This is a genomic window from Bradyrhizobium sp. CCGB01, from assembly GCF_024199795.1.
Taxonomy (GTDB): Bacteria; Pseudomonadota; Alphaproteobacteria; order Rhizobiales; family Xanthobacteraceae; genus Bradyrhizobium.
In genome coordinates this window covers 7,087,390-7,102,333 of the sequence record NZ_JANADK010000001.1, presented here as the reverse complement: position 1 = coordinate 7,102,333, position 14,944 = coordinate 7,087,390, and the positions used below count along the sequence as shown (strand labels likewise).

The window sequence follows — 14,944 nt, the reverse complement described above, 5'->3', positions numbered from 1 at the left end:
AGTATGACCGTGCAGATATCCTTTACACTCAACGGCCGCCCCACCACTGTCGAGGTAGAACCGGCGACGCTCGTCGCCGAGCTGCTGCGCGAGCAGCTCAACCTCACCGGCACCCACATCGGCTGCGACACCAGCCAGTGCGGCGCCTGTGTGGTGCATCTCAACGGCCTGCCTGTGAAGAGTTGCACCCTGCTGGCGCCCGCGCTCGACGGCGCACCGCTGCTCACCATCGAAGGCCTGCAGGGCGCGCCCGGTTCGAACCAGATGCATCCGATGCAGGAGGCTTTTCGCGAGCATCACGGCCTGCAATGCGGCTTCTGCACGCCCGGCATGCTGATGACCGCGATCGCGCTCGCCACCGAGAAGCCTGACCTGACCGAGGCCGATGTCCGCCACGGCCTCGAAGGCAATATCTGCCGCTGTACCGGCTACCAGAACATCGTCGTCTCGGTCATGGCCGGCGCCGCCGCCATGAATGCCGCCAAGGGAGAGTGACAATGGGTGAAGTCATCGGAATCGGCGCCGCACCGAAGCGCAAGGAAGACCAGCGCTTCCTCACCGGCCGCGGCAATTACGTCTCCGACATCAAACGTCCGGGCATGACCGCCGGCGTGTTCGTGCGCTCGCCCCATGGTCATGCGGTGTTGCGCGGTATCGACAAGAGCGCCGCGCTGGCCTCGCCCGGTGTGATGGCGGTCCTGACCGGCGACGACGTCAAGGCCGATGGTCTCGGCGGGTTGCCCTGCGGTTGGGGCATCTCGGACGCCAAGGGCGTGCCTATGAAGGAGCCGCCTTTCCCGATGCTTGCGCAGGGCAAGGTGCGCTTCGTCGGCGACATGGTCGCCTTCGTCATCGCCGAGACGCCGGAGCAGGCCAATGCCGGCGCCGAGCTGCTGAACATCGATTACGAGGTATTGCCCTCCGTGGTCGGCGTGCTCGAAGCCGTCAGGCCGGACGCACCGCAATTGTTCGACGACGTCCCGAACAACATCTGCTGCGACTGGGAGCTCGGCGACAAGGCCGCGGTCGAGACCGCTTTCAAGAAGGCCGCGCATGTCGCCAAGCTGAGCCTCGTCAACAACCGCCTGATCGGCAACCCGATGGAGCCGCGTGCGGCGATCGCGGAATATGAGCCGGGCACCGATCGCTTCACGCTGTGGACCACCAGCCAGTTCCCGCACGTCGTCCGCTTCCTGATGGGCGCGCTGGTGCTGAACATTCCACAGCACAAGCTGCGCGTCGTCGCGCCCGATGTCGGCGGCGGTTTTGGCGTTAAGCAGTTCCACTACGGTGAAGAGGCCGTGATTACCTGGGCCGCCAAGCGTGTGCATCGGCCGGTGAAATGGGTCGCGAGCCGCTCGGAGGGCTACGTCTCCGATCGCCACGGCCGCGATCACGTCACCGAGGCGGAGCTGGCGCTCGACGAAAACGGAAAATTCCTCGCCTTCCGCGTCAACACGCTGGCCAATATGGGCGGCTATCTCTCGACCTTCGGGCCGAACATCCCAACCAATCTCTATGCGCCGCTGCTTGGCGGCGTCTACACCACGCCCGCGATCTATTGCAATGTGAAGGTCGTTTTCACCAACACGGTGCCCGTCGACGCCTATCGTGGTGCGGGCCGACCCGAGGCGACCTTCGTGCTGGAGCGTATGGTCGACGTTGCCGCCAGCGAGATGGGCATCGACCGCGTCGAGATCCGCCGCCGCAACATGATCCCGAAGGAGGCCTATCCCTATCAGACGCCGGTGCTGGTGCAGTACGATTCCGGCGATCCCATGGGTTGCCTCGACGGGGCACTGGTCACCGCCGACGTCAAGAATTTTGGCGTTCGCAAGGCGGCGTCGGCCAGCAAAGGAAAATTCCGCGGGCTCGGTTACTCCACCTATGTCGAGGCCTGCGGCCTTGCGCCCTCGCGCTTTGCCGGACGGCTCGGTGCTCGCGGCGGCCTCTATGAGAGCGCCACGGTGCGGGTGCATCCGACCGGCCAGGTGACGGTCATGATCGGCACCCACAATCACGGCCAGGGCCACGAGACCACCTTTGCGCAGATCGTCTCGGACAAGCTCGGCGTCGCCTTCGAGAATGTCGACATCGTGTTCGGCGATACCGACCGCGTGCAGTTCGGCATGGGCACCTATGGCTCCCGCTCGCTCGTGGTCGGCGGCGCCGCGCTGTCCAAGGCGACCGACAAGGTGATCGCCAAGGGTAAGAAGATCGCATCGCACCTGCTCGAGGCGGCCGAAGTCGACATCCAGTTCGAGAGCGGCAAATTCTCCGTTGCCGGCACCGACCGCATGAAGACCTTCGAGGAGATCGCGGGCGCGGCCTACGTCCCCCACAATTATCCGCTCGAAGTGTTGGAGCCGGGGTTGGAAGAGCAGGCCTATTACGACCCGGTCAATTTCACCTATCCCGGCGGTTGCCACATCGCCGAGGTCGAGGTTGATCCGGAGACGGGCACGGTGACGCTGGTCAACTACACGGCGGTCGACGATGTCGGCACGGTCATCAACCCCATGATCGTCGAGGGCCAGCTGCATGGCGGCATCGTGCAGGGCGTCGGCCAAGCGCTGTTCGAGAACGCGGTCTATGACGAAGGCTCCGGCCAGCTGCTGTCGGGTTCGTTGATGGATTACTGCATGCCGCGCGCCGACCATCTGCCGATGATGAAGGTCGCGACCCATTCGACGTTGTGCACGCACACGCCGATGGGTGTGAAGGGTTGCGGCGAGGTCGGCACCATCGGCTCGCCGGCTGCCGTGATCAACGCCGTGGTCGACGCGTTGTCGCATCTTGGCGTCACCCATGTCGACATGCCCGCGACGCCGAACCGGATCTGGCGCCTACTGCAGAACGCGTCGCTGCCGGTCGCTGCGGAATAGGGAGGATATCCATGAAGCCATTTGCCTATCACCAGCCCGACCAAATTCCCGATGCGGCCAAGCTCCTGACCTCGATCGAGGACAGCAAGCTCGTCGCCGGCGGCATGACGCTGATCCCGACGATCAAGCAGCGGTTGGCGAGCCCGGTCGCATTGGTCGATCTCTCAAAGCTTGGGTCCCTCAAGGGCATCACCGACGACGGCGTCACCATCACCATCGGCGCGATGACGCCGCATGCGGTGGTGGCGGCATCAAAACTGGTGCAGGCGAAAATCCCCGGGCTCGCGGCGCTGGCCTCGATGATCGGCGATCCCGCCGTGCGCAACCGTGGCACCATCGGAGGCTCGGTCGCCAACAACGATCCCGCCGCGGATTATCCCGCCGGTGTGCTCGGCCTCGGCGCCACCATCATCACCAGCGCGCGCGAGATCGCGGCCGACAAGTTCTTCCTCGGCCTGTTCGAGACCGCGCTCGAGCCGGGCGAGATCATCACTGCGATCCGCTTTCCCGTGCCACTCAAGGCCGGTTACACGAAGTTCAAGGCGCCGGCATCGCGTTATGCGCTGGTCGGCGTGTTCGTCGCGAAATTCGCTGATGGTGTCCGCGTCGCCGTAACCGGTGCGGGTCCCGGCGTATTCCGCGTGCCGCCGATGGAGGCGGCGTTGTCGGAGAATTTCGATCCATCCGCGATCGCGGCGATCAAGATCGATACCGACGGCCTCACCACCGATATCCACGCCGAAGCCGATTACCGTGCACATCTCGTCACGGTGATGGCCAAGCGCGCCGTCGACGCGGCGCTCAGCTAACTTCTTAGGGTTGATGATGACTGATGGTTCCGGCCGTGCGGCGTTCCCGCCGGCGCCGACTGGCCTTGGCGCGCTTTCTGCAACCGAGATCATGGCAGGCTACAAGCGCAAGGCGTTCACCCCGCGCGATGTCGTCGATGACACTATCGCTGCGCTGGAGGCGACCTGCGAGACCTGCAACGCGGTGGTGACGCCGATGTATGAGCAGGCGAGGGCGGAGGCCGATCGCATCACCAGAGAGATGCGCGCGGGCGAGGCCAAGGGGCCGCTCGCCGGCGTGCCCGTGACGATCAAGGACCTCGTCTTCGTCGCGGGCGTGCCGGCCTATGCCGGCTCGCCGATGAACACGAGCTTCGTTCCCGAGGCCGATGCCGCCGTGGTGTCGTCGCTGAAGGCATCGGGTGCGATCATCACCTGCAAGACCACGACCTGCGAGTCCGGCTACAAGCTGACGGCTGATAGCCCCGTCACCGGCCTCACGCGCAATCCCTGGAATCCGGGCCGCACCAGCGGCGGATCGAGTGGTGGCGCAGCGGCAGGCGTAGCCGCCGGCTGCGGTCCGATCGCGATCGGCACCGACGGTGTCGGCTCGATCCGTGTGCCGTCCTCCTTCTGCGGCGTGTTCGGGTTGAAGCCGACTTTTGGACTCGTGCCGCGTTCGCCCGGTTTTTCGCCGCCGTCCTGGGCCTCGCTCGCCCATACCGGGCCGATCACGCGCACCGTTGCAGACGCCGCGCTGACGCTGGAGGTCATCGCCGGTTACGATCTGCGTGATGCCGCGAGCCTTCCTGTGTCCAAGCGTCGCTTTGATACGAGCGCACGCCGCCTGGACGGCATTCGCATCGGCGCCAGCGCCGATCTCGGCTATGCCGCCGTCAGCCCTGACGTGTGCGCGGCCTTTGGCAAGGCTCTCGCCGTTCTCGATGCTTGCGGTGCGCAGGTCACCATGGATGGGCCGGGTCTCGACCCCGGCATCCTCGAACATACGCTCAAGCCGATCGCCTTCACCGAACAGGCGGCCGCGGTTGCGACCAAGACTTCCGCCGATCTCGCCAGTTCCGAAGCGGACTATCGCGATGTCGTCAGCGCCGGCCGCAACTACACCGGCACGGACTACATCGAAGCCAGTTACCGCCGCGGCCAGGCGCGCAATGCCTTCGTCAAACTGTTCGAGCGCGTCGACGTGCTGGTGACGCCGACCGTTGCTGTCACCGCGTTCGAGGCCGGCCAACTCGGCGTTAGCACCATCGATGGCAAGACGGTCGATCCGCATCTCGGCTGGTCACCCTTCACCTGGCCGATCAATCTTGCCGGTCTTCCCGCGGCGACGCTGCCCTGCGGCTTTGATCGCGACGGCATGCCGATCGGGCTTCAGATCGTCGCGCCCTGGCTCGACGAGCCCACGATCTTCCGCATTGCCGCCGCGTTCGAGCAGACGCAGCCATGGGCGAAGTTCTGGCCTTGGATAACTCAGAGCGAGAAGGGACGCATGCGGACGGAGGTGTGTCGCTAAGAAAGCTCAATTGGTAGGCCGCGGCCGCTGAGTTCTTCGTCGAGGCGCAGATAGTGTGCCAGATAGTCGTGCAGCGCGGTCGCCGCCGTCGAAGTAGCGACGCTTGATTTGTAGAGCAGGAGTTCGATTTTTGGCAACGGCGGGAGACCTTCATTCGGCCCGATCTCGCGCATCGCCGGCACCAACGCGCTGCGGCCGAGCACAGTGACGGCCATGCCCGCGAAGGCCGCAGCCTGCAGTCCGCCGACACTCTCGCTAACGCAGGCGATGCGCCAGCGAAGGCCCGCGCGTTCCAAAGTGTCGATTGCATAATCGCGATAGATGTTCCCGGGCGGAAGCAGTGCAAGCGGGATCGGGCGTTCCTGATGCGCCGAGGATTGCTCTCCGGTCATCCAGACCAATTGCTCTCGTCGCACCACTTGGCCGCCGGTGAAGTCGTTCATGCGAGTAACAAGCGCGATGTCAACATCGCCGCGCTTGACGAGGCCGACTAGCGGCGTGGACAGAGCGCAATTGAGTTCAACTTGGACGCGCGGAAACGATTTTCGGAACACGCTAAGGATCGAGGGCAACATGAAAGCGGCATAGAGATCTGGCGTGCCAAGCACAACCTGGCCCTCGATCTCCTGTGACGCCAATTGCGAAATCAATTCGTCATGCAACCGCAGGATGGATTTCGCATAGGTAAGGACTGTAGAGCCATCCTCTGTTAGCGTGAGCCTTCGGCCGCTATGTTCGAACAACTGCTTGCCGGTCAATTCTTCCAGCCGTTGCAATTGCAAAGTGATGGCTGGCTGGGTGCGGCCCAGCCGGCGCGCGGTCTCCGTGATACTGCCGGTCTCGACAACCGAGATCAGCGACCGGAGCATACGAATGTCGAGACTAATTAGGTTCATGCGGCGTCCATGTCGCCCAAAGCTTATGCAAGTTCCATGCTAAGGATACGACTGGCCCCCGCCATTGCGCAAACGCTTCGCCGATCCGAACCACCTGGTTCGCATGATGAATTCCCGCTGTTCGCCCCCGGCGGGACGGATCCTCATGCGGCCGCCCTTGCCATACCCGTATTCGCCGTTGGTGGGTCCCTTGTCGGAGCGCTGGCTATCTCAAGGCCCCCAAGGCGGCCTCACGCCAGCGCGTAGCGCTAAGCTAATTTGGAGTGCCTGTTTTGAACGCTTGTGCTGATGGGAGCGAATAAGCGGCCCAATCGCCTGGCATACGGGGGCGCCATTCCGCACCTGCTGAACCGGACCAGAACCCGGCTCGCGTCGTGAGAAAGATGAGCTCCGACGTACCTGAAGTGTGATATGGCCAAAAGTCCTTTTGAGGGTGAAATGCACCTTAACTCTTCGTCTGCCTTCGTAAGCAATTGAAATTGCAACAAATACGAACGCCCTCCGAGCACACCATAACCCACAGACATCACATTAGCCTGGCGAGGTGGAAGCACGCTCGCCGAAAAGATCGCGCAAAGTCAGTCGCGATGCAGAATGTGAGTGGATGAGGCTCAATCCAGTTGCTGCGCGACGTTAAGCAGCTTCTCTCTTAGCCACTTGTGTGCTGGATCGGTCGTATGGCGTGGGTGCCAGTACATGGCCTCGTGGATGTCCGGGACAGATATTGGGGACTCCAGCAGCTTGATATCGACCGTGCCAATCAGTCTTCTGGCCGCCCGTTCCAGCACGAGGCTGATGAGCCGCGTCCCTTTGATAAGAAATGGGCTCAACAGGAAGCTTTCGACCGTCACCTCAATACGCCGTTGAACGCCAGCATTGGCAAGATGTTGGTCGGCGAGGTTCAGCTGCCGATCGTCTCCGATGCCGTAGACGAGATGCGGGAGCTCGAGAAACTGCGTCTCGCTCAATATATCGCCTGTGACGTCGGGGTGATTTGCATCGACGGCGCAGAGCCAGCGATCGCTTAGCAGCGAGGCCGTCGGATAGTCGTTCGGTCCGAAGAGTTCGATCGGCTCGATGACAATGTCCGCCTGGTTCGTCTGCAGCACGCGCGCGGCGTCGCGAGCACGAGGCAGTAGATGAATCGTCACGTTCGGAGCCTCGTTGGAGATCATCCTCACGAGCGGCGTGAGCAGGACCAACCCCGCATAGTCGGACGCACTGATCGAGAACGTCCGCGCATCGGTCGCAGGGTCGAATCCAGGACGACGCAGCAGGAGATGTTCGACCTTGCTAAGCGATTCTTTCAGCGGGACGATGAGGTCTTCCGCATTTCGCGTTAGAGCCAGATCGCGCCCAACGCGCACGAGTAATGGGTCGTGGAAGACTTCGCGCAGTCGCGCGAGAGCCGCGCTCATCGCCGATTGGCTGAGACCGATGCGCTCGCCAGCCCGGCTCACGTTGCGCTCCGTGAGGAGCGCGTCGAGTATCACAAGCAGGTTGAGGTCAATACTTCGTAGGTTCACCCCAGGCCTCCCGGTGAATGCAGCCTCGGACCGTAACAATTTGTATCGTCGTGCACTATCGGAATGAGCTCGTCCTTGCCGTATTTCGATCGGCCGCATTTCGCATGTTGCGGTTGCGAGATGTTGCCGGCGATGTGTTGGCTCTCGGCTTTTCGGCGTCCCTCGAATGGTGTCTTAAGGCGCATGAGACGGATGGATCGATCCGGCAGATAGTTGGAATACTTATTATCGATTAGACGTCGGCCAGGCGCGCCACCTAGCTTCTGTGACACGAATAAGTCGCTACGAGGCGCACCATGAATAACAACTCGGGAATTGGAAACGACCTCGGAGTTTCGCCTTCGCAGACGACTGCGGATGCGGCCGAATTCCGGGCGGCAATGCGGCACTTCGTCGGAAGCGTGAGCGTCGTGACGACTTGGCATGGCGCTAGACCCTGGGGGATGACGATCAATTCGTTTACCTCGGTCTGCACCGAGCCGCCGACGATCCTGATCTGTTTGAACAGCAAGACCGTGACCGCCGCGCACGTCCGGGAGGGCGGGCGCTTCGCGGTGAACCTCCTCACTCAGGATCAGCTTCACCTTTCGGAGCTCTGCTCGCGTCCTAGCGTCGACAAATTCATTGACGAACACGTCTTGCTATCGGCCGGCGTTTTCGGCGGAAGCGGAGTTCCGCGGCTACGCGAGGCATCGGTTGTGTTCGAATGTCGGGCAGTCGAGCAACTCGTGGTCGGAAGCCATCGCATCGCCATCGCCGCGATCGAGTGCATTCATGCGCCGGCCGCTGGTCCGCCGTTACTCTACGGACAGGGGCGCTACATGCATGGCGTCGATCTGGAGGCGCGCGCATGACGTCCGCGTCGTCCCCGAAGGAAGTCGCCAACGCGCTCTACGACGCCTACTGCAGGCACGATCACCGCGCGATCCTCGCGCTCTATTGCGATGATGCGACGCACGACGAAGTCTCGCAACTCAAGACGAAGCAAGGCCCCGCCGAGATCGCGGTGGGCATGCAGAAGCTGTTCAGCTGGCTCCCGGACGTCCGATGGGAGGTGAAGTCCATGATTGTGGGAGGGGATGGAACGGTCGCCGTCGCCTACGTCATGCGCGCGACCGCTCCGCAGAAGAACGGCACGGCTGAAGCCAAGACCATTTCGTTGCGTGGTGTTCAACTGGTTCAAGTCGAGGACGGCCGGATACGCCACAGCGAAGACTACTGGGATGCAGCGACGTTCCAGCGGCAAGTTTCCTAAGAACATGAGAAGGAGTGAGCTATGAGAACCGGTGCCGAGTATCTTCAATCTCTACGAGATGGTCGCCGCGTCTACGTCGGTGGTGAGCTAATCGAGGACGTGACCACGCATCCCATGACGAAGGGGTATGCGAATGCCATCGCCGAATACTACGATCTTCATCTTGACCCGAAGCATCAAGACATCGCGACCTTCATCGATGAGAGTGGCAAGCGTCAGTCGATGCACTGGTTCCTTCCGCGGTCAAAGGAAGATGTAGTCAAGCGCCGCCAGTACTGCGACTTCCTCTGCCGTCACTTCAAGGGCGGCATCTTCACACGGCCGCCAGCCGGCATGAACGTGGTCATGTTCACCCAGGTGGACGACCAGAAGCCTTGGTCGGACAATTCGCGCTTCAGTGGCAAGAAGCGCGATCTCTCCGGAAATATTCAGCGTCAGTGGGAGGAGGTGACGTCTCAGGATCTGGCTATCTCGCCCATGTTCCTCGACGTCCAGTTCGATCGCGGCCGTGACAATGCGATGGCCGAGACGCCAATGCTGAAGATCATCGAAGAACGCGACGACGGCATCCTTGTCCGCGGCTGGAAGGCGATCGGCACGTCCGTTCCGTTCGTCAATCATCTTCTTATTGGAAACTTGTGGCGTCCCGGCCAGACCGCGGAGCAGACTGTCTACGCGCTGGTGCCGATCGCTACCAAGGGCATCTCGGTCGTGGCCCGCAAGTCGAACGCGCAGCCGGACGCAGATCCGTACGATCGCCCGTTGGCCACCATCGGTGACGAACTCGACGCGATGGTCTATTTCGATGACGTCCTCATTCCATGGGACCGGGTTCAGCACGTCGGCAATCCTGACCACGCGAAATGGTATCCGCAACGTCAATTCGACTGGGTGCATCTCGAAACCCAGATCCGTCACTGCGTCCATGCCGAACTGATGGTCGGCCTCGCTCTGCTCTTGACGCAGTCGCTGGGCACCAGCACCAACCCGGTCGTGGCGGCGCAGCTCGCTGAGCTCATTCGCTTCCGCGAGACCTGTCGGGCCTTCATGATCGCCGCTGAAGAGACGGGATTCGCGACGCCCGGGGGGCTGTTCAAGCCGAACAATATCTACATCGACTTCGGCCGCGCCTACTATCTCGAGAACCAGGCCAAGATGGTGAACACCCTGATCGATTTCTGCGGTCGCGGTGTTGTTATCCAGCCGTCGAAGCGCGAGATGGAGGATCCATATATCGGCCCGAAACTCGCAGAGGCCCTCCGCGGTGCTGAGATCAGTGCCTACGACCGTATCAAGATCTTCCGCCAAATCAGCGAGCGATTCCTGAGCGAGTGGGGCAACCGCCATGAGATGTTCGAGAAGTTCAATGGCACGCCTCTCTATCTCATCAACTTGCTGACGATGCAGCGCACAGAGTATCAGGTCGATGGACCGCTGACCGAGCTGGCGCGGCAGGTCCTCGGCTTCGGCGACACGGCGGAACTAGGGAAGCGTGCGCAGGAAGCTGAGCAGAAGTCCCACTACGCCAGCGTCCGCTTCCAGCCTGACTACGCGAAGGCCCAGGACGTTAAGAAATCCTACATGAACGACGCGGCCGAGTAGGCGAAGCATCACCCAAGATCGCGGAAGCCCCCAGTCGGCTTTCGCGGTCCCTTCAGCATTTTCGAAGGTGAATGATACAAGCACTTCACTTTTCTCGGCCTGCCGACACGCGTGGTGCTTGGTTCTCGGACCATCGGGTCGATCGGCTGCGAGGGCCGTCCGCCGAAGGTAATCCTGGTGGACGATGCCAGGATTTGACGTGACTTCACCAAAGATGAATTGGACAGGGAACTATGCGAAACTTTGACGAGATCACGATCACTGACGCGGTCGTCGACCGTCTTTCAGGTGCGAGCGACCGGCGAGCGGCTGAGGTCAGCGTCGCCTTGGTCCGGCATCTCCATGCTTTCGTGAGGGAGGTACGGCCGACGATCGAGGAATGGGAAAAGGGGATCGCGTTCCTGACGGATACCGGCAAAATGTGCAGTGACACCCGCCAAGAGTTCGTGCTCCTGTCAGATACGCTCGGCGTCTCGATGCTCGTGGATGCCATTAATCACGGAGCAGCCCAGGGCGTCACCGAGTCGACGGTGCTTGGGCCCTTTTACGTCGAGGGGCCACCCGAGAAAGGGCGTGGGGATAACATCTCTGGCGGTCTCGAAGGTGACCCGCTCATTGTCACAGGAACGGTGAATGCTCCGGACGGCACGCCGATCAACGGCGCCGTCGTCGATGTCTGGCATTCGGACGGCGATGGCTACTACGATGTCCAGCAACTCGGGGAGACTGGTGGCCTAGCAATGAGGGCCCGGTTCTCGACGGACGGAGATGGGAGGTTCAGTTTCTGGAGTATTAAGCCGGCGGCATATCCCATTCCTCACGATGGTCCTGTCGGAGCCATGTTAGAGAAGCAGGGACGGCATCCGTGGCGACCGGCGCACATCCACTTCATGATTTCGGCGCCTGGCTATCAGAAGCTGGTGACGCACATATTCGCGGAAGGCGATGCGTATCTCGACACCGACGTCGTCTTCGGCGTCAAGGACAGCCTGGTGCGCAAATTTGTCGAGATGCCGGCGGGGCAGGCGCCGGACGGCCTTATCCAAAACTCGCCCTTTTTCCACCTGCACTACGACTTCGGCTTGCACTTATCTTGAGGCTCGATTTTCGATAGGCGATGCCCACCAAAATGGGCACCAGCGATCAGCTCGTTCACCTTCTCCCCGTCAGGCGAAATCCAGGCGGAGCGCGAACCGCCCACGAACGAAGAGGGCACGTATCTGGTGCGGTTACTGGTGCGGCGGCGGCGCGGCAGGCAACGAGAACGAAGTAAGCTATTGATCCCGTTGGTGGGCCCGGCAGGACTCGAACCTGCAACCAGACCGTTATGAGCGGTGGGCAAACATGACCTCATACACGGCAGGGCTCTTCTTCGGCGTCTCGGGCAAAAGGCACTTATGCGCACGAAAATGCGCCGAAACTCGTTGCCCTCCACCGCCTGTCGGGTCTGTCTGTCGAGACGAAATCGCAGACAGAGAGTGACCTTGACGGGAAACCTGGCGCGAAACTCCAAGACTTGATGCCCTGGCCCTGACCTGGTGTTTCAATCCGTTTACTGGCAGTTGCCATTTGTGCCCGGTGCATGGTGCTCGCTCGGAGGATTGGCCGAGGCGCAGTCCCAAATCCTGCGCTCTCCCAACCTGGTCGCTCTTGCCGCCTGCTACTTTGCGTTTGCGCCGGTGCTGACCTTGGCAATGAGGTTTCCGACGTTTCGGAAGTTGTTGCCATCCTGACTTCTGGATGCCTTCCGTCCTGACAAAGCGAGCCTAGGGTTGCCCCGCTTCCTTCATTTTATGGCGATTGCGCTGTTGGCAGCACGGTTCATCTCAAAAGAATCGTGAATGTTGGAATGGCCGGTCTTCGCTCCTGCAATATGGTGCGGGCAGCAGTCCCTCGCCGTGTTCTGTGTATCGACCCTTCGATTCTTCCTTGGACATTTCCTGTTGACGCTCAGCTCAGGATCATTGTTGATTCAAGTGCTGATTGCGCGATGCGGCATTAGGCTCATGTCGGCCGTCGACTAGTACGTCGCTTGGTCGAAGCGGCTGGACGAGCTCGTCTCAAATGCGAGCGGTCGGAAGCGGGAGGCCACGGTGCCTGGATAGCGCGGCGTTCAGTTGCACGCACTGAGATGCGTGACGGAAACTCGGGGGGACAATGATGACACTGGGTAGGAACGCTGCGCCGATCGTCACTGATCTCGGGCGTGAGGAGAAGCCGCGTGGTTAGTGCTCAAACGCCCTTGTGGGCGAGGGTGTGGCCCGCGCTGGCTTGCGGTACCTTGGTAATCACCCCATTCGTCGGCAAGGGCGGCCTTGTCGCGACCGTTGCTGCGGTCGTTGTGCTGGGGACCGTTTTCGCGGCCGTGTACCATGCCGAAGTCGTTGCCCATCGGGTGGGTGAGCCATTTGGCACACTTGTGCTCGCCCTGGCCGTAACGATCATCGAGACGGCGCTGATTGTTTCGGTCATGATATCGTCGCCGACCGAAAAGGCAGGTTTGGCGCGCGACACGGTCTTCGCGGCTGTCATGATCGTCTGCAACGGTATCGTCGGGCTTTGCCTCCTTATGGGAGGAGCCCGCTATCGAGAGCAGGAGTTTCGAATTCAAGGGGCAAGCGCTGCGATGGGGGTCCTGGCCGCGCTTACGACGCTCACTCTGATCCTGCCAAATTTCGCAGCGCGTGAGCTCGGACCACTTTATAGCAAGCCGCAGCTCGTCTTTGCGGGACTGATTTCTCTGGTCCTCTACGGGTCCTTCGTCTTCGTGCAGACGATACGGCACCGCGACTATTTCCTTCCGGGGGTCGACGATAAGGAGGAGCACGCGCCTCCGCCGCCCAACAAGACCACGCTCGAAAGTGCCGGCCTTCTCGTCGTTTCGTTGGCGGCCGTCGTTGGCCTTGCCAAGATCCTGACACCGACGATCGAGACGGGGATAGACAACCTCAGCATGCCCGCGTCGACGGTCGGTATCATCATCGCCGCCCTGGTGCTTCTGCCGGAATGCGTCGCCGCGCTCAGGGCGGCTCGGAAGAATCGACTGCAAACCAGCCTGAATCTCGCATTGGGGTCGGCGCTCGCGACCATAGGCCTGACCATTCCCGCGGTCGCCGTCGTGTCTATCGTTCTCGGGCAGCGTCTCGAACTCGGTCTGGACGTCAAGGATCAGGTCGTACTTGCCTTGACGCTGATCCTTGGCATGATCACCCTGGGTACCGGGCGAACCACGGTTCTCCAGGGGATCGTGCATCTGGTGATCTTCGCCGTGTTCGTCTTCTTTGCTGTAGTACCCTGACGTTGGAGCGTCGCGCACGGGCGTATTCAACTCGCACGCGGAGCCGGCGATGTTTCGATTGCGATGGCGGCTGCTGATCTGCGCGGGGCTCGTCGTGCTCGGACTGCAGGCCTGCAGCGACAAGAAGCAGGAGGGCTCGGAGGACCCGGTGCGCGGGCTTCGCGCCTACAAGGTCTCCGCGAAGGCCGAAAGCCGCGTGCGCCGCTTCCCGTCGGTGTTGCAGCCGGCAGATGTCAGTAGCCTTTCATTCGAGATCGCCGGCCAATTGAAAGCGATCGCTCTCACTGTCGGCCAGAAGGTGCAGCTTGGCGACGTGCTGGCGGAAATCGATCCTCGCTCCTTGCAGACGCAGGTCGAGCAGGCAGGTGCCGGCGTGCAGCAGGCCCAAGCGCAGGCCGACAACGCGGAGGCCGATTTCCAGCGCAAGGACGAACTGCTCAAGAAGGGGGTTTCGACCCAATCCGTTTTTGATCAGGCGAGGGCCACCCTTCTGAGTACGAAGGCCCAGTTGGATCAAGCGAAGCGCCAACTCGACCTGGCAAGCCACAACCTGGAGCGAGGCAAGCTTGTCGCGCCATTTTCGGGGACCATTGCGAGGATCGAGGTCAAGTCGTTCGCGCAGATCGCAGCCGGTCAGCCGATCCTGACGTTGTACAGCGATGATCGGTTCGAGCTGTCGTTCCTGGCGCCGGCTCCCGTTTTTCAGAGCCTCGCCGTGGGGCGGGCAGTCGACGTCAAGGTCGCGGATCTACCTGATCTCGAGTTGACGGGTGAGATCAAGGAACTCGGCTCCAAAGCAGAGCAGGTATCGGCTTTTCCGGTCGTGGTCCGCCTCGAAAACAAGGTCGCTGGATTGAATGCCGGCATGTCCGTCGAGGCCTCCATCGAGGAGCCCTTGAACGGCGGCTCGGCTGGATTCCTTGTCCCGTTGGGCGTCGTCGCGCCCGAGAGCGCGAGCCAGCCGCAGGGGGCCGCGAGCGTCTTTCTCTACGACGGCGCGAGTTCGACCGTCAAAAAGCACAAGGTGATGGTCGGCGGGGTTCGGGACAACCGTCTGATCGTCACCTCGGGGCTCGCCGAGGGCGATATCGTTGCGTCCGCGGGCGTATCGTATCTCGTCGACGGCCAAAAAGTTAAGCTTCTACCCGTGCAGGAGTAAG

12 protein-coding genes and 1 pseudogene are annotated in these 14,944 nt (G+C 61.7%); 11 read left to right on the top strand and 2 right to left on the bottom strand.

The genetic code is table 11. The features are described from left to right. Positions 1–3 precede the first annotated feature (3 nt). Genes NLM25_RS33250 through NLM25_RS33235 form a run of 4 tightly spaced genes read left to right on the top strand, consistent with a single transcriptional unit; the run spans position 4 to position 5,207 of the window. The gene (locus tag NLM25_RS33250; RefSeq protein WP_254121933.1) at positions 4–495 is read left to right on the top strand and encodes a (2Fe-2S)-binding protein; all 492 of its coding nucleotides are present in this window, start codon (positions 4–6) and stop codon (positions 493–495) included. Positions 496–497: 2 nt separating this feature from the next. Further along, positions 498–2,885 carry a xanthine dehydrogenase family protein molybdopterin-binding subunit gene (locus NLM25_RS33245; RefSeq protein WP_254121931.1) on the top strand — a complete coding sequence of 796 codons (2,388 nt, stop codon included), beginning with the start codon at positions 498–500 and terminating at the stop codon, positions 2,883–2,885. An 11-nt stretch (positions 2,886–2,896) separates the two neighbouring features. Further along, complete coding sequence (locus NLM25_RS33240; protein WP_254121929.1) at positions 2,897–3,694, top strand: xanthine dehydrogenase family protein subunit M; 798 nt, start codon at positions 2,897–2,899, stop codon at positions 3,692–3,694. Positions 3,695–3,710: 16 nt separating this feature from the next. After that, complete coding sequence (locus NLM25_RS33235) at positions 3,711–5,207, top strand: amidase (protein ID WP_254139795.1); 1,497 nt, start codon at positions 3,711–3,713, stop codon at positions 5,205–5,207. Here the strand turns inward: NLM25_RS33235 and NLM25_RS33230 are convergent. Beyond that, positions 5,204–6,103, bottom strand: a complete 900-nt coding sequence (locus NLM25_RS33230) for a LysR substrate-binding domain-containing protein (protein ID WP_254121925.1) — start codon at positions 6,101–6,103, stop codon at positions 5,204–5,206. The genes NLM25_RS33235 and NLM25_RS33230 overlap by 4 nt on opposite strands. Positions 6,104–6,714: 611 nt before the next feature. After that, on the bottom strand, positions 6,715–7,629 hold the full coding sequence (locus NLM25_RS33225) for a LysR family transcriptional regulator (protein ID WP_254117113.1): 915 nt from the start codon (positions 7,627–7,629) through the stop codon (positions 6,715–6,717). A 296-nt stretch (positions 7,630–7,925) separates the two neighbouring features. On the opposite strand from NLM25_RS33225, the gene NLM25_RS33220 reads away from it, so the two are divergent. The 7 genes and pseudogenes from NLM25_RS33220 to NLM25_RS33195 all read left to right on the top strand — a co-directional run bounded on the left by NLM25_RS33220 (position 7,926) and on the right by NLM25_RS33195 (position 14,943). Continuing rightward, positions 7,926–8,483: a flavin reductase family protein gene (locus NLM25_RS33220; RefSeq protein WP_254117114.1), complete on the top strand. Its 558-nt coding sequence runs from the start codon at positions 7,926–7,928 to the stop codon at positions 8,481–8,483. Further along, positions 8,480–8,884 (top strand): nuclear transport factor 2 family protein, encoded by a 405-nt coding sequence (locus tag NLM25_RS33215; RefSeq protein WP_254117115.1) that lies wholly within the window; start codon positions 8,480–8,482, stop codon positions 8,882–8,884. The genes NLM25_RS33220 and NLM25_RS33215 overlap by 4 nt, the downstream gene beginning before the upstream one ends. 21 nt (positions 8,885–8,905) lie before the next feature. Then, entirely contained in the window at positions 8,906–10,486 is a 1,581-nt protein-coding gene (locus NLM25_RS33210; protein ID WP_254137154.1) for a 4-hydroxyphenylacetate 3-hydroxylase family protein, read from the top strand. 233 nt (positions 10,487–10,719) lie between these two features. Continuing rightward, positions 10,720–11,583, top strand: coding sequence for an intradiol ring-cleavage dioxygenase (locus tag NLM25_RS33205; RefSeq protein ID WP_254117117.1), 864 nt, complete (start codon positions 10,720–10,722; stop codon positions 11,581–11,583). A gap of 441 nt (positions 11,584–12,024) precedes the next feature. Further along, a pseudogene (gene opgC / locus NLM25_RS44510) lies at positions 12,025–12,510 on the top strand (OpgC domain-containing protein). Between the two features lie 197 nt (positions 12,511–12,707). After that, a complete protein-coding gene (locus NLM25_RS33200; protein WP_254121923.1) occupies positions 12,708–13,784 on the top strand; it encodes a calcium:proton antiporter in 1,077 nt (358 codons plus the stop codon). 49 nt (positions 13,785–13,833) lie between these two features. Continuing rightward, the gene (locus NLM25_RS33195; RefSeq protein WP_254121921.1) at positions 13,834–14,943 is read left to right on the top strand and encodes an efflux RND transporter periplasmic adaptor subunit; all 1,110 of its coding nucleotides are present in this window, start codon (positions 13,834–13,836) and stop codon (positions 14,941–14,943) included. Position 14,944 lies beyond the last annotated feature (1 nt).

What these genes read in the sequence shown, in the direction of transcription:
- NLM25_RS33210 (WP_254137154.1), top strand. Translation starts at nt 8,906, where the DNA reads ATGAGAACCGGTGCCGAGTATCTTCAATCTCTACGAGATGGTCGCCGC.
- NLM25_RS33250 (WP_254121933.1), top strand. Translation starts at nt 4, where the DNA reads ATGACCGTGCAGATATCCTTTACACTCAACGGCCGCCCCACCACTGTC.
- NLM25_RS33245 (WP_254121931.1), top strand. Translation starts at nt 498, where the DNA reads ATGGGTGAAGTCATCGGAATCGGCGCCGCACCGAAGCGCAAGGAAGAC.
- NLM25_RS33230 (WP_254121925.1), bottom strand. Translation starts at nt 6,103, where the DNA reads ATGAACCTAATTAGTCTCGACATTCGTATGCTCCGGTCGCTGATCTCG.
- NLM25_RS33220 (WP_254117114.1), top strand. Translation starts at nt 7,926, where the DNA reads ATGAATAACAACTCGGGAATTGGAAACGACCTCGGAGTTTCGCCTTCG.
- NLM25_RS33235 (WP_254139795.1), top strand. Translation starts at nt 3,711, where the DNA reads ATGACTGATGGTTCCGGCCGTGCGGCGTTCCCGCCGGCGCCGACTGGC.
- NLM25_RS33215 (WP_254117115.1), top strand. Translation starts at nt 8,480, where the DNA reads ATGACGTCCGCGTCGTCCCCGAAGGAAGTCGCCAACGCGCTCTACGAC.
- NLM25_RS33205 (WP_254117117.1), top strand. Translation starts at nt 10,720, where the DNA reads ATGCGAAACTTTGACGAGATCACGATCACTGACGCGGTCGTCGACCGT.
- NLM25_RS33195 (WP_254121921.1), top strand. Translation starts at nt 13,834, where the DNA reads ATGTTTCGATTGCGATGGCGGCTGCTGATCTGCGCGGGGCTCGTCGTG.
- NLM25_RS33240 (WP_254121929.1), top strand. Translation starts at nt 2,897, where the DNA reads ATGAAGCCATTTGCCTATCACCAGCCCGACCAAATTCCCGATGCGGCC.